The following is a 14,148-nucleotide window of genomic DNA, read 5'->3' on the forward strand; positions in this document are numbered from 1 at the left end:
TCTAGTCGCTCACAAGCCGCCATCGCGAGCAGGCTCACTCCTACATTTGAAATGCGTTCCCTGTAGGAGTGAGCCTGCTCGCGATGGCCATTGGCACGCTAGACCTGCTAAATCAGAGCTCCGCGGCCAGGCGCGAACCCTGGTTGATCGCACGCTTGGCATCCAGCTCCGCCGCAACATCGGCACCACCGATCAGGTGCACGTTCTGCCCCGCTTCAACCAAGCCATCGTGCAGTTCGCGCAACGGATCCTGCCCCGCGCAAATCACAATGTTGTCCACCGCCAGCACTTGCGGCTCGCCGGTTTCGCCAATACGAATGTGCAGGCCTTGGTCATCAATGCTCAGGTATTCGACGCTGTTGAGCATCTGCACCTGCTTGTTCTTCAGACCGGTACGGTGAATCCAGCCGGTGGTTTTGCCCAAGCCATCGCCGACCTTGGTTTTCTTGCGCTGCAACAGGAACACTTCGCGGGCCGGCGCATGCGGTGCGGCTTTGATCCCGGCCACGCCACCACGAGCCTCCAGTTGCGTATCGATGCCCCACTCTTTCCAGAACGCGGCACGATCCTGACTGGTCGCTACGCCTTCGTGAACAAGGAACTCCGAGACGTCGAAACCGATGCCGCCGGCGCCGATCACCGCCACGCGTTTGCCAACCGGTTTGCGCTCGAGGATCACGTCCAGATAGCTCAGCACCTTGGCATTGTCGACACCCGGAATCGCCGGCAGACGCGGCGCAATGCCGGTGGCGAGGATGATTTCGTCGTAACCGCCTTCAACCAGTTTCGCCACATCGACGCGGGTGTTCAGGCATACCTCAACATGCGTGGTCTGCAACTTGCGTTTGAAGTAACGCAAGGTTTCGAAGAACTCTTCCTTGCCCGGCACGCGTTTGGCGATGTTGAACTGGCCGCCGATTTCGCTGGCCGAATCGAACAAGGTCACCTGATGACCACGCTCGGCCGCCACGGTTGCGGCAGACAGACCCGCAGGGCCAGCGCCCACCACGGCAATCTTCTTGATCTGTTGCACCGGCAAGTAGTTGAGTTCGGTTTCGTGGCAGGCACGCGGGTTGACCAGGCAACTCGTGAGCTTGCCGCCAAAGGTGTGGTCGAGGCACGCCTGGTTGCAACCGATGCAAGTGTTGATCTCGTCTGCGCGACCTTCAGCAGCCTTGTTGACGAAATCCGGATCGGCGAGGAACGGCCGCGCCATCGAAACCATGTCGGCATCGCCTTCGGCGAGAATCTGCTCGGCGATTTCCGGGGTGTTGATGCGGTTGGTGGTGATCAACGGGATCTTCACCGAGCCACGCAACTTGGCCGTGACCTTGCTGAACGCCGCGCGCGGCACTTTGGTGGCGATGGTCGGAATCCGCGCTTCGTGCCAGCCGATACCGGTGTTGATGATGGTCGCGCCGGCCTGCTCGATGGCCTTGGCCAGGGTGACGATCTCGTCCCAGGTGCTGCCGCCCTCGACCAGATCGAGCATCGACAGACGGAAAATGATGATGAAGTTCGGGCCAACGGCTTCGCGTACTCGGCGAACGATTTCCACCGGCAGGCGCATGCGGTTTTCGTAACTGCCACCCCAACGGTCGGTGCGGTGGTTGGTGTGCGCGGCGAGGAACTGGTTAATGAAATAACCTTCCGAACCCATGATTTCGACGCCGTCATATTCGGCGGTTTGCGCCAGCACCGAACAGGTGACGAAATCGCTGATCTGCTTCTCGATGCCTTCCTCGTCCAGCTCTTTCGGTTTGAACGGGTTGATCGGCGCCTGAATCGCACTCGGTGCGACCTGCTTCGGGCTGTAGGCATAACGGCCAGCGTGGAGAATCTGCATGCAAATCTTGCCGCCCGCCTCATGCACCGCGCGGGTGACGATGCGGTGCTTGAGCGCTTCTTCCTCGGTGGTCAGTTTGGCCGCGCCGGAGTAAACCCCGCCCTCGTCGTTCGGGCCAATGCCGCCGGTGACCATCAGGCCGACACCGCCGCGCGCACGTTCAGCGAAGTACGCCGCCATGCGCTCGAAACCACCCGGTTTCTCTTCCAGGCCGGTGTGCATCGAGCCCATCAGGGTGCGGTTGCGCAGCGTGGTGAATCCCAGGTCCAGCGGGGCCAACAGGTGCGGGTAATGAGCGGCGGTCATCGGTAACTCCACAACGAGCGATCACGGAAAAAGTTGCGGGCGCTCTGCGGCCCCCGTCAGTCATGTGCCACAGACTAAGAGTCGCATCGCTGTCACTCAATGACCGTAACTGACAACTTATTGATCCAAATGCGCAGCGCCCCTTGGCAACCGGAGCCATGGGCCCTACCCTAGTCGCCACACCCTGTACCCGGTTGTTGTTGGTTTTCATGCGCAAACTTTTGTACCTGACGTTTTCCATGGCCCTGGTGGCTGTCCTTACTACCTACGCCATGTGGGCGGCGGACCGGCCGGCGGGGCATTACCTGTCGGACCTGCGCATAAAAGTGGCGGTTGATCAGGGCACGCCCGGCGACCGTGGCAATCTGCTGGGCATCCAGCCCGAACTGTTTCCCACTGACTATCAAAGCCCCGAACGCTTGCACCGCAAACTCGCGGCGTATTTGCAGCAAGCCCAAGACCAAGGCCTGCTGAACGATAAAACCGTGGTGGTGTTGCCAGAGAACGTCGGCACCTGGTTGCTGCTCAGCGGCGAGAAAGACGAGCTGTATCAGGCGCCGTCCCTCGCCGAGGCGATGAACTGGCTGGCGGCGAGCAATCCGTTGTTGTTCGCCCGCGCCTGGCTCAGCGCCAACGGCAGCGACCGCCTCAACGACGCGTACCTGCGCATGAAATCCAAAGCGATGGCCAAGGATTACCAAGCCCTGTTCGGCGGCCTGGCCAAGGAGTTTCACGTGACACTGGTGGCCGGTTCGATCGTGCTGCCGGAACCGAGCATCCGTGACGGCCGGCTGAAACCCGGCAGCGGCGCCTTGTTCAACAGCAGCGTGGTGTTCGGCCGCGACGGCGTGCCGCTTGGCCAGCCACAGCGGCAGATGCACCCGGTGTTCGATCAGCGTGAAGTGATCGAAGGCGCAGGCAAACACCAGATCAACGTGGTCGACACCCCGGCCGGACGCCTCGGCGTGCTGATTGGCAGCGACAGTTGGTATCCCGACAACTACCGCACACTCGACGAGCAAGGCGCGCAATTGGTCGCGGTGCCGGCGCAAGTATTCGGCCAGGGTGCGTGGAATCAACCCTGGCGCGGCTACAAAGGTTCAAGTACACCGGGATCGGTCAGTCTCAAGCCCGGTGAAGTCACCGAAGGACAGGCCTGGCATCGTCTGACGCTGACCGCACAACCGCCGAGCAGTCGGGCGATTGCCGGCATCAGCGTGTTCCTGCGCGGGCAGTTCTGGGACAAAGCCAGTGCCGGTCAGAGTTTCCTCAGCAGCAACGGCCAGCAGTTCGCCGATGGCGAGGCCCGTGGCGCGCGTTTGTTGAACATCTGGTTGTAAGCCATGAAGCTCCTGCCGATGCGCCTCGGGGATCTGTCGGTGGGCTTCGTGCACAGCCTTGCCGACGCGGTGCGCAGTCATGCCGCCGACCCGCAGCCGCTGCTGGAACAATATGGCCTCGACGCCGCGCGACTGGCCGAGGCCGGGGCGCGCTTGTCGATTCCGCGTTACATGCGCCTGGGCCACGCGGCGATTCAGTTAACCGGTGACCCGGCGCTGGGCTTGCGCATGGGTCAGCTCAGTCGCCTGAGCCAGGCCGGGCTGGCCGGCGTCACCGCTGCACAAGCGCCAACCGTGCGTGAAGCCGCGCGCTGTCTGATCCGCTTCGAGGCGCTGTACGGTTCCAACTACCGTGGTCAGTCCAGTTTTCACGAAGATGCCAATGGCGCGTGGCTGCGTTTCTATTCGATCAGCCCGTACAACGCCTATAACCGTTTTGTCGTGGATTCGATCATCGCCGGATGGCTGCACCAGCTCTCCAGTGTCAGCCGCGAACCGCTGCGCGCTGAACGCATCGACATCGAATTCGAAGCGCCGGATTATCGCGAGGCTTACAGCGTACTGGGGGATTGCCCGATCCAGTTCGGTGCCGAGCGCAATCAACTGCGCCTGAACCTCAACAGCCTCGCACTGCGAAACCCCGAGCATTGCCCGAGTACCTGGCGGCATCTGCTGCAGTTGTGTGAGCGGGAACTGGAGCAATTGACCCGAACCCGCAGCCTGCGCGAACGCATCACGCAATTGCTCGGGCCGTTGCTCAATGGTGGCCGGGAACCCGACCTGGAAGAAGTGGCGGCACGTCTGAAGCTGCCGACCTGGACGTTGCGGCGCAAACTGGCCGAGGAAGGCACACAGTTTCGCGCGATCCTCAACGACACGCGCCGGGATCTGGCGATGACGTATATCCGCGACACTGAACTGGCCTTCGGCGAAATCGCCTACTTGCTGGGTTTTGCTTCAGCCGAAGCGTTCCAGCGAGCCTTCAAACGCTGGAGCGGCCAGACGCCCGGCGAATTCCGCCGCAGCCATCGCAAAACGGCTTAAAAGCAGCTACAAGCTTCAAGCTGCAAGTCAAAGCTCGGTGGCGTCTTCAGCGGGTTCCAGAGGATCCAGTTCAAAGGCCTGGTATTCGAGCAGCTCTTCTTGATATTCATCCATCGTGTAATCCCCCTGCTGCTCTCTTGAATGGGCCTGGGCAAATGCCCAGTGCCTCGAGCTTAACGTGCTCGTGTGAAGGAAAAGTGAAACCCGGCCTTCATGAATAAAACGTAGCAGACGGTCAGGAATTTATCGCGGGACTTTTGTCCGGGGAATGTAACGAAATTTAAGGCGACCCAAAAACCACTGTGGGAGCGAGCCTGCTCGCGAAGGCGTCGGACCCTTCAGCACACAGGTGACTGAAAGTCCGTCTTCGCGAGCAGGCTCGCTCCCACGGGGATTTAGGTTCAGGCTGGTTATTGGCCGGACGCAGGCATCGCCGGAATCGGCTCGGATGGCGGCGGGATGTCCGGGTTGGCCGGTGGCGTGATGGTTTCGGTGGCCGGTGCCGGCTCAGCGCTTGGTGCCGGAGTGATCGGCGCCGCCTCTGCGGGTGGTGCGACCGGTTCCGACGTCACTGGAGCGACCTCAGCAGGCGCCGGAGCCGGCTCGGCAGCAGGTGCAGGCGTTGCGGCGGGCGCAGGTGCTGGCGTCGGTGTTGGCGCCAGCGCTGCCGGAGCAGCCTTCACCTCAGGGACACCCAGATCAGCCTTCGGCTTCTCTTCGATATGCGCCGCTTTCTTCGCATCCGCCGGCAGGAACAATTCCACCAACGTGAAGAAGCGCTCATAGAACTTCTGCGACGTCACCGTCTCGCTGGCAACCTTGACCATCGAATCGTCGGACGAGCCGATCGGCATCGACACCGAGCCCAGCACACCCACGCCGAGACTGGCCGAGTTGTTGGTCTTCTTCAGTGCGTAACGATCCTGCAAGGCGTTGGCGAACATCGTCGCATGGTGCCCGGCGCTGCCGTCATCGGCGCAGACCACGTTGAAGCTGATCTCCATGTGGGTGTCGCCGGTTTGCTGAAAACTCTTGTGGCCGCTGACCAGTTTCGGGTCGCTGCTGGTAATGATGTAGCCTTGGCTGAGCAACGCACGACGGGCCGCTTCGCAACTGACCGAGTCGGTCACCGGGTAATTGCGCGAAAACGTACCGGAGTCATCGAAGTTCTCATGCTCATACATCGGCTTGTCTTTCGAACAGCCGGCTACAGCGGTCAACAACAGCGCCAACCCGACTACACGCATGGGAGTGGAAATCAACATTGAACATCCTGAGAGAAAACAGTCCGGGGCGTATTGTGCAACAGATCGCTGCCGCGCTGCGCATGGATTAGTGTCTTAAAGCAGTTACAACTCTATCGACCCTCGGTTGCGGGAAAAAGTCGCAACGCCAGATGATCGATAAACACGCGCAACTTCGCCGTGGCGTGGCGACTCGATGGCCATAGCACCCAGAACTGCCCGGTGTGCTCCAGATGCGCGTCGAGCACCCGATGCAAGCGGCCTTGCGCCTCGGCCTCACGCGTCATGAAATCAGGCAGACAGGCAATGCCCATGCCGGCCAGCGCCGCATGACTCACCGCTTCGATCGACGTGCTGACCAAGCGGGTCGGCAACGTCGGCTCAACGGCGCCCTCCTCGCGGATCAATGGCCAGGTTTCCAGTTTGCCGGTGGCATGAAACGTATGCCGAAGGCACGCGTGAGCCGCCAGATCGGCGGGCGTCTGCGGCACACCGCGTTGCGCCAGATACGCCGGGCTGGCCACCAGCACCATGTGAAACTCGCCCAACGGTCGCGCCATCAGTCGTGAATCCCGCGGCTTGCCGGTGCGGATCACGGCGTCGAAACCTTCTTCAACCACATCGACCATGCGATCGGTCAAATCCAGATCCAGCTCGATCTGCGGGTACAAGGCCAGAAACTCAGTCATGACCGGCATCACCAAACCATGCACCTGCGGCAGGCTGATGCGCAATTTGCCGTGGGGTTTGGCAGCGGCATCGCACAGTTCGAACTCCGCCGCCTCGACTTCCGCGAGGATCTTGCGACAGCGTTCGAGAAAAAGCGCCCCTTCACTGGTCAGCGTGACACTGCGCGTGGTGCGCTGAAACAAACGCACGCCCAGTCGCGCTTCCAGCCGCGCAATGCTTTTGCCCACCGCCGACGATGACACCCCTTGCAGCCGGCCGGCCTCAGTGAAACTGCGCGTCTCGGCGACCTGAACAAACACCGAAATACTGCCCAGGCTATCCATACCACCCTCCCATTGCTGACATCCGTGTCCGATATGTTCGGAACCTTAACCCGTTTTTCGCCGATGTGCAGCGCCCTACCCTGTGCTCCTCGTCAACACTGCACAAGGATGCCGGCTCATGAACGATGCCCAACTCGGTTGCCCCGCACTTGAACAACCCGCAGATCGCCGTGAGCGATTACCCCTCGCCGCGCTCCTCGCACTGGCCACCGCCGGATTCATTACGGTCATGACCGAAGCCATGCCCGCCGGCCTGTTACCACAGATGAGCAGCGGACTGAATGTTTCCCAGGCGCTGATCGGGCAATTGGTCACGCTGTACGCGATCGGCTCGATCCTGGCAGCGATACCGCTGACGATCGCCACCCGCGGCTGGCGAAGAAAACCTCTACTGCTGGCCGCCATCGCAGGCTTTGCCATCGCTAACAGCATCACAACCCTGTCGGAATGGTACTGGCTGACGCTGATTGCACGGCTTATTGCCGGCGTATTTGCCGGATTGCTGTGGGCGCTGCTGGCGGGTTACGCGAGCCGCATGGTCGCCCCGCACTTGCAAGGCCGCGCCATAACGGTAGCGATGCTCGGCGCGCCACTGGCGCTGTCGCTGGGAATACCCGCAGGCACCCTGCTCGGCACCTTGGTCGGCTGGCGCCTGAGCTTCGCTATCATGAGCGGACTGACCGTTGTGCTGGTGATCTGGGTGCACTGGCAAGTACCGGACTTCGCCGGCGAACGCGCGGGAAGCCGCCTGCCACTGCGTCAGGTATTTACCCTGCCCGGCGTGCGACCCGTCCTGTTTGTCACGCTCACCTACGTCGTTGCGCACAACCTGCTGTACACCTACATCGCCCCCTTCCTGCAACCGTCCGGGCTGGACGCCAATGTCGACCGCGTATTGCTGGTATTCGGCCTCGCCTCGGTGCTGAGCCTATGGATCGTCGGCAGCCTGATTGACCGCTGGCTGCGCGAACTGGTGTTGACCAGTGCCGGGTTGTTCATGCTGTCCGCGATAGCGCTGGGCCTGTGGCGCGAATCGCCGAGCGCGGTGTACATCGCCACTGCTGTTTGGGGACTGGCGTTTGGGGCAATGCCATCGCTGCTGCAAACCGCCTCGGCGAAAACCGCAAAGGAGGCTGCCGATACGGCGCAATCGATGTTGGTTACGCTGTGGAATGTCGGGATTGCGGGGGGTGGTTTGGTCGGAGGCTTGTTGCTGGGGAACCTTGGGGTGGGGGCATTCCCGTGGATTGTTGCAGGATTGCTGGTACTGACCCTGTCAGTAGCGATCAAAGCTCGGAGCCACGGTTTTCCAACAGCCGAATGAGACCGAATGAGTTGTTGGATTGAGGCCAGACAGGTGAAAACCGGTCGATTGACAGGCAGCCATCGCGAGCAGGCTCGCTCCCACAATTGGATTGAGTACATTTGACAGAAGATTGGCCGGCTGGAAGGCCGTCTTCGCGAGCAGGCTCGCTCCCACAATTGGATTGAGTACAGCAGACAGAAAATTGGCCGGCTGTCAGGCCGCCATCGCGAGCAGGCTTGCTCCCACAATTGGATTGAGTACAGCAGACAGAAGATTGGCCGGCTGTCAGGCCGCCTTCGCGAGCAGGCTCACTCCTACAATGGGATTGAGTACATCTGACAGAAGATTGGCCGGCTGTCAGGCCGTCTTCGCGAGCAGGCTCGCTCCCACAATTGGATTGAGTACAGCAGACAGAAGATTGGCCGGCTGGAAGGCCGTCTTCGCGAGCAAGCTCGCTCCCACAATTGGATTGAGTACAGCAGACAGAAGATTGGCCGGCTGTCAGGCCGCCATCGCGAGCAGGCTCGCTCCCACAGGTTTAATTCGTGTGCGGCCCACGCGGCAAAGCCGCCCCACTCAACAGGATGAGCGTTAGCTCGGCTGCAGCTCTTGATCTTGATCTGAAGGCCCGTCGGCAGGCTGAGTGGAGGGATTGATCCGGGGTGGGAGCGCAGCGACCGTTCGACGAAGTCGAACACATCGAGAGGAGGTGCAGCGAAGCAAACCGTAGGCGATGCCCCCGGATCGATCCCGGAGCGAAGGAACCCCGAGCCCCAGCGAGCGGGCCGAACGTCAGGGCACAGACCTTTGGTTACTTTGGGGCGTTTGCCAAAGTGACCCGCCGTAAGGGCGGAACCGCCAGCGGCAACACCCACAGCAACGGATATCCCCCCAAAACCCCAAGAACATGGTCGGCCCAAAGGCCGCCACTACGCAACGCCCAAAAAAAAGCCCCGACCTACACAGGCCGGGGCTTCCACATTACAACTCAATCAACCATCAAAACCGCTTGATCTCAGCCTGAGCTTCCAACTGCTTGCGATACGCCGCAAAGTCCTGCTGCCCCTCACGCGAAGCAAGGAAGCGACGGTACTGAACCTTCTCTTCATCCGTCGGCGCAGCCGCTTCGTTAACGCCGTTCAGACGCACGATCATCAAACTACCGTCCGGCAGGGTCACGCTGGTGAACGTCGGCTTGTCCTTGGCAGCCGGCTTCGGCATACGGAACAACGCTTGCAGCACCGCCGGATCAACACCTTCCTGACCACGAGTGGCCGCTTCGGTAGCTTTCCAGCTCTGCCCGTCAACCGCCTTGTCCAGAGGAGCCTTGCCGTCACGCAGATCAGCAATCAGCTTCTCGGCCTTGGTCTTGGCGGCAGCACTGGCATGCTCTTTGGTCAACTGAGTGCGGATCGCCGCATTCACGCTTTCCAATGGCAGTTGCGCAGGCTTCAGGTGCTCCTTGGAACGCAGCACGATCACGGTTTCCGGATCCAGCTCGATGGCGGTGCTGTTGGCACCTTCGTCGATCACTTCGGTGCTGAATGCCGCGGTGACCACAGCACGGTTGGCTGCAACACCTTCGCCACCTTCACGGCCGAACGGCTTGGAGGTGTGCACGGTCAGCTTCAGATCCGCCGCTGGCTGAGCCAGGTCAGACGCTTCAAACGCCGAGTCTTCCAGTTGCTTGGTCGCCTCGACAAAACGCTGCTCGACCTGCGCGGCTTTCAGCTCGCGGGTCAGCTTGTCTTTCAGGCTGGCCAGGGTTGGCACTTCCGGCGCTTCCACACCCAACAGCTTGATCAGGTGGTAACCGAAGTCGGTACGAATCGGCTCGGACACCTGGTCTTTCGACAGCGAGTACAGGGCTTTTTCGAACGCTGGATCATAAACGCCAGGACCTGCGTAACCGAGGTCACCGCCATTGTTGGCCGAACCCGGATCCTGCGAGAACTCTTTAGCCAGCGCTTCGAACTTCTCGCCCTTGGCCAGACGCGCCTGGACGTCGTCAATCTTCGCCTTGGCCTGAGCTTCAGTGGTCTTGTCGTTCACTTCGATCAGAATGTGCGCGGCACGACGCTGTTCCGACAGGTTGGCAATCTCTTTCTGATACGCCGCCTGCAGGTCTTCGTCCTTGACCGCGACCTGATCGAAGAACGAAGACTTCTTCAGTTCCACGTAATCGATGATCACTTGATCCGGAGTCATGAACTCCTTGGCGTGCTCGTCGTAGTAGGCCTTGACCTCGTCGTCGGTCAGCTTGACCGCAGCCGGGTCAGCCTTGACGTTCAGGGTGGCGAAATCGCGGGTCTGTTTTTCCAGACGGGCAAATGCCAGCACTTCGGCGTCGGTGACGAAACCGCTGCCCGCCACACCGGCGCGCAGTTGGCCGATCAGCATTTCCTGAGCCAGCATCTGGCGGAATTGCATACGGCTGTAACCCAGTTGACGGATTACCTGGTCGAAACGCTCGGAGCTGAACTTGCCGTCCACCTGAAACTCAGGGGTCTGCAGGATCACTTGATCCAGTGCGCCTTCGGAGAACGCGAACTTCGCCTGTTCGGCACCTTGCAGCAGCAACTTGCGATCGATCAGACCTTTGAGGGCCGATTCGCGCAGCATTTTTTCGTCGAGCAAAGAAGCATCGAAGTCTTTGCCCAGCTGTTGCATCAACTGACGGCGTTGCATATCAACGGCCTGGCTCAGCTCGTTTTGGCTGATTTCTTCACCGTTGACCTTGGCCGCCTCATTCTTGTGAGTCGTGGCCTGGAAAATGGCGTCGAAACCGGTCAGAGCCATCAGTGCAACGATGACCCCGATAATGGTCTTGGCAATCCAGCCTTGTGAATTGTCCCTGATATTCTGCAGCATGCGTCCCCCAGAAACGGTTGAACTTCAAAATTAGGCAACCGTGGAGCGTGGGTAGAATCCGGATAGAAGAAAGGCGCATCCGAGGATGCGCCTTCTCGTAACTGGCGGAGCGGACAGGGCTCGAACCCTCGATCCCGGCGTTACAGGCCACTGTTTCAGCGACCTGCTCTACCGCTCCGCTGCCAAGTCAGGCATGACCCCGACCCGGATGGGTAAAAACCTGAAAACTTAGTTAACAGCTTCTTTCAGTGCTTTACCGGCTTTGAAACCTGGCTTCTTGGCAGCCGGGATTTCCAGAGTCTTGCCGGTCTGAGGGTTACGACCGGTACGAGCCGGACGGTCCGTCACGGAGAAAGTACCGAAACCAACCAGAACAACGGAGTCGCCAGCCTTGAGAGCGCCAGTGACGGATTCGATTACAGCGTCCAGCGCACGGCCAGCAGCAGCTTTCGGGATATCAGCGGATGCAGCGATAGCATCAATCAGTTCCGACTTGTTCACTCTAAGTCCCCTTATATCTATTTTGAGATGATTCTAAGTTTTTTGGTGAAAGCAAAAACGAGTGCTGAATGGCCTACAGACACTTAAGAGCCGCTTTATAACAAGGGCTCTAAAAAACTGTCAAGGAAGCCCCCCAGGCAAAAGCATATTAATGCGTGCTAATTCTTTCCTTAGAGTCAGACTCACGTTTTTCGTCCTTGGCAACTATCTCCGGAGCCACATCCGGCAAGGGCTCCGGCGCGTATTGCAGCGCAATTTGCAGGACCTCGTCAATCCATTTAACCGGTTTAATCTGCAGATCCTGCTTGATATTGTCAGGAATCTCCTTCAGATCACGCACGTTCTCTTCCGGAATAATCACGATCTTGATTCCGCCGCGGTGAGCCGCCAGCAGTTTTTCCTTCAGACCACCAATCGCCAGCACTTGACCACGCAGCGTAATCTCGCCCGTCATGGCGACATCAGCGCGCACCGGAATGCCGGTCAATGCCGACACCAGCGCCGTGCACATGCCTACACCGGCGCTAGGGCCGTCTTTCGGCGTCGCCCCTTCCGGCATGTGGATGTGCGTGTCGCGCTTCTCGTGGAAGTCCAGAGGAATGCCCAGGCTCTTGGCGCGGCTGCGCACCACGGTGAGCGCGGCAGTGATCGATTCGACCATCACGTCGCCCAGCGAACCGGTCTTGATCAACTGACCTTTACCCGGCACAACAGCGGCTTCGATAGTCAGCAATTCGCCGCCCACCTGAGTCCAGGCAAGGCCGGTCACCTGACCGATCTGATCCTGTTGCTCGGCCAGACCGTAACGGAATTTGCGCACACCGAGGAAATGTTCCAGCAGGTCAGCTGTCACTTTCACCGAGAAGCGTTTTTCCATCGCGTGCTCTTTGACCGCTTTGCGGCAGACCTTGGCGATCTGACGCTCGAGGCCACGCACACCCGCTTCACGGGTGTAATAACGGATGATGTCGCGGATCGCTTCTGCATCGAATTCCAGCTCGCCTTTCTTCAGACCATTGGCAGCGATCTGTTTTGGCGAGAGGTATTTGACGGCAATGTTGATCTTCTCGTCTTCGGTGTAGCCCGGCAGACGGATAACTTCCATGCGGTCGAGCAGCGCCGGCGGGATGTTCATCGAGTTGGAGGTGCACAGGAACATCACATCGGAGAGGTCGTAATCGACTTCCAGATAGTGGTCGTTGAAGTTGTGGTTTTGCTCTGGATCGAGCACTTCCAGCAACGCCGACGCCGGATCGCCACGCATGTCGCTGCCCATTTTGTCGATTTCATCGAGCAGGAACAGCGGGTTGCGCACACCCACCTTTGTCATCTTTTGAATCAATCTTCCCGGCATCGAACCGATGTAAGTCCGGCGGTGACCACGAATTTCCGCTTCATCACGCACGCCACCGAGGGCCATGCGCACGAATTTACGGTTGGTCGCGTGGGCGATCGACTCGGCCAGCGAGGTTTTACCCACGCCTGGAGGACCGACCAGGCACAACACCGGACCTCGGATTTTCTTCACGCGTTTTTGCACGGCGAGGTATTCAAGGATACGTTCCTTGACCTCTTCGAGACCGTAGTGATCGGCATCGAGAATGTCTTCTGCACGCGCCAGGTCCAGGCGTACCTTGCTCTGAGCCTTCCACGGCACCTGCACCAGCCAGTCGATGTACGAGCGCACCACGGTGGCCTCAGCGGACATCGGCGACATTTGCTTGAGCTTGTTCAGCTCGGCAGTGGCTTTGGCCAACGCGTCTTTCGGCAGACCGGCAGCGTCGATACGCTTTTTCAGGTCTTCGATTTCGTTGTGGCCTTCGTCGCTGTCACCGAGTTCTTTCTGAATGGCCTTCATCTGCTCATTCAGGTAGTACTCGCGCTGACTGCGCTCCATTTGCTTTTTGACGCGGCCACGAATGCGTTTTTCGACTTGCAGCAGATCGATCTCGGCATCCAGCAGCGCCAGAACGTGCTCGACCCGGGCCGACAAATCGATGATTTCGAGGATTTCCTGCTTCTGCTCGATTTTCAGCGCCATGTGCGCGGCCATGGTGTCGACCAGACGACCCGGCTCATCAATGCTGTTGAGCGACGACAGGACTTCAGCCGGGACTTTCTTGCCCAACTGTACATATTGTTCGAACTGCGACAGCAGTGTGCGCACGAACACTTCGGATTCGCGCTCGGCGGCGTCGACTTCTTCGATCAACGAGACTTCGGCACGGCAGTGGCCGTCAATTTCGCTGAACCGCTCGACAGTGCCGCGCTGCTCACCCTCAACCAGCACCTTGACGGTGCCGTCAGGCAGCTTGAGCAGTTGCAGAACGGTAGCGATGGTACCTACGCGATAGAGAGCGTCTTCACCGGGATCGTCGTCCGCCGGGTTTCTCTGGGCCAGCAACAGGATCTGCTTGTCGCCCGTCATCGCAGCCTCGAGGGCTTCGATGGATTTCTCGCGCCCCACGAACAGCGGGATAACCATGTGCGGATAAACCACGACATCACGCAATGGCAGGAGAGGCAATTCGATGGTTGTCTTCATGATTTCGCCTCTACGGCGGCCATATGGCCGTAATCAGATGGAATTGAGCTTGAAACCAAGATGGGGGCTGCCTTGAAAAAAAACAAGCGCAAAGCGGATGTAAAAAACGACATAAAAAAAAAGAGGCCCGAA

Annotated in this window: 9 protein-coding genes; 3 read left to right on the forward strand and 6 right to left on the reverse strand. The window is 59.6% G+C overall.

The genetic code is table 11. The annotated features are described in order from the left end of the window. Positions 1-112 precede the first annotated feature (112 nt). Entirely contained in the window at positions 113-2,152 is a 2,040-nt protein-coding gene (locus QOM10_RS19070) for an NADPH-dependent 2,4-dienoyl-CoA reductase (protein ID WP_127929004.1), read from the reverse strand. Positions 2,153-2,361: 209 nt separating this feature from the next. Here QOM10_RS19070 and QOM10_RS19075 point away from each other — a divergent pair, with 209 nt between their 5' ends. Both QOM10_RS19075 and QOM10_RS19080 read left to right on the forward strand, forming a co-directional pair. Then, positions 2,362-3,492 carry a carbon-nitrogen hydrolase family protein gene (locus QOM10_RS19075; RefSeq protein ID WP_150775900.1) on the forward strand — a complete coding sequence of 377 codons (1,131 nt, stop codon included), beginning with the start codon at positions 2,362-2,364 and terminating at the stop codon, positions 3,490-3,492. 3 nt (positions 3,493-3,495) lie between these two features. Continuing rightward, on the forward strand, positions 3,496-4,536 hold the full coding sequence (locus tag QOM10_RS19080; RefSeq protein ID WP_127929006.1) for an AraC family transcriptional regulator: 1,041 nt from the start codon (positions 3,496-3,498) through the stop codon (positions 4,534-4,536). A gap of 410 nt (positions 4,537-4,946) precedes the next feature. Here QOM10_RS19080 and QOM10_RS19085 read toward each other — a convergent pair whose 3' ends face one another. Continuing rightward, positions 4,947-5,801: a DUF2242 domain-containing protein gene (locus tag QOM10_RS19085; protein WP_316916758.1), complete on the reverse strand. Its 855-nt coding sequence runs from the start codon at positions 5,799-5,801 to the stop codon at positions 4,947-4,949. Between the two features lie 92 nt (positions 5,802-5,893). Continuing rightward, complete coding sequence (locus QOM10_RS19090) at positions 5,894-6,793, reverse strand: LysR family transcriptional regulator (RefSeq protein ID WP_127929008.1); 900 nt, start codon at positions 6,791-6,793, stop codon at positions 5,894-5,896. Between the two features lie 118 nt (positions 6,794-6,911). On the opposite strand from QOM10_RS19090, the gene QOM10_RS19095 reads away from it, so the two are divergent. After that, positions 6,912-8,117, forward strand: a complete 1,206-nt coding sequence (locus QOM10_RS19095) for an MFS transporter (RefSeq protein ID WP_160041033.1) — start codon at positions 6,912-6,914, stop codon at positions 8,115-8,117. Between the two features lie 981 nt (positions 8,118-9,098). Here the strand turns inward: QOM10_RS19095 and QOM10_RS19100 are convergent. The 3 genes from QOM10_RS19100 to lon all read right to left on the reverse strand — a co-directional run bounded on the left by QOM10_RS19100 (position 9,099) and on the right by lon (position 14,016). After that, entirely contained in the window at positions 9,099-10,970 is a 1,872-nt protein-coding gene (locus QOM10_RS19100) for a SurA N-terminal domain-containing protein (protein WP_127929011.1), read from the reverse strand. 228 nt (positions 10,971-11,198) lie between these two features. Continuing rightward, the gene (locus tag QOM10_RS19105; protein ID WP_003183171.1) at positions 11,199-11,471 is read right to left on the reverse strand and encodes an HU family DNA-binding protein; all 273 of its coding nucleotides are present in this window, start codon (positions 11,469-11,471) and stop codon (positions 11,199-11,201) included. 148 nt (positions 11,472-11,619) lie between these two features. Further along, positions 11,620-14,016: an endopeptidase La gene (gene lon, locus QOM10_RS19110; protein ID WP_127929012.1), complete on the reverse strand. Its 2,397-nt coding sequence runs from the start codon at positions 14,014-14,016 to the stop codon at positions 11,620-11,622. Positions 14,017-14,148: the final 132 nt, after the last annotated feature.

This window comes from Pseudomonas sp. P108 (assembly GCF_032613195.1).
GTDB lineage: Bacteria > Pseudomonadota > Gammaproteobacteria > Pseudomonadales > Pseudomonadaceae > Aquipseudomonas.

Bases quoted from the DNA above. Each gene is read 5' to 3' on its own strand.
- QOM10_RS19070 (WP_127929004.1), bottom strand. From the start codon at position 2,152: ATGACCGCCGCTCATTACCCGCACCTGTTGGCCCCGCTGGACCTGGGA.
- QOM10_RS19075 (WP_150775900.1), top strand. From the start codon at position 2,362: ATGCGCAAACTTTTGTACCTGACGTTTTCCATGGCCCTGGTGGCTGTC.
- QOM10_RS19080 (WP_127929006.1), top strand. From the start codon at position 3,496: ATGAAGCTCCTGCCGATGCGCCTCGGGGATCTGTCGGTGGGCTTCGTG.
- QOM10_RS19085 (WP_316916758.1), bottom strand. From the start codon at position 5,801: ATGTTGATTTCCACTCCCATGCGTGTAGTCGGGTTGGCGCTGTTGTTG.
- QOM10_RS19090 (WP_127929008.1), bottom strand. From the start codon at position 6,793: ATGGATAGCCTGGGCAGTATTTCGGTGTTTGTTCAGGTCGCCGAGACG.
- QOM10_RS19095 (WP_160041033.1), top strand. From the start codon at position 6,912: ATGAACGATGCCCAACTCGGTTGCCCCGCACTTGAACAACCCGCAGAT.
- QOM10_RS19100 (WP_127929011.1), bottom strand. From the start codon at position 10,970: ATGCTGCAGAATATCAGGGACAATTCACAAGGCTGGATTGCCAAGACC.
- lon (WP_127929012.1), bottom strand. From the start codon at position 14,016: ATGAAGACAACCATCGAATTGCCTCTCCTGCCATTGCGTGATGTCGTG.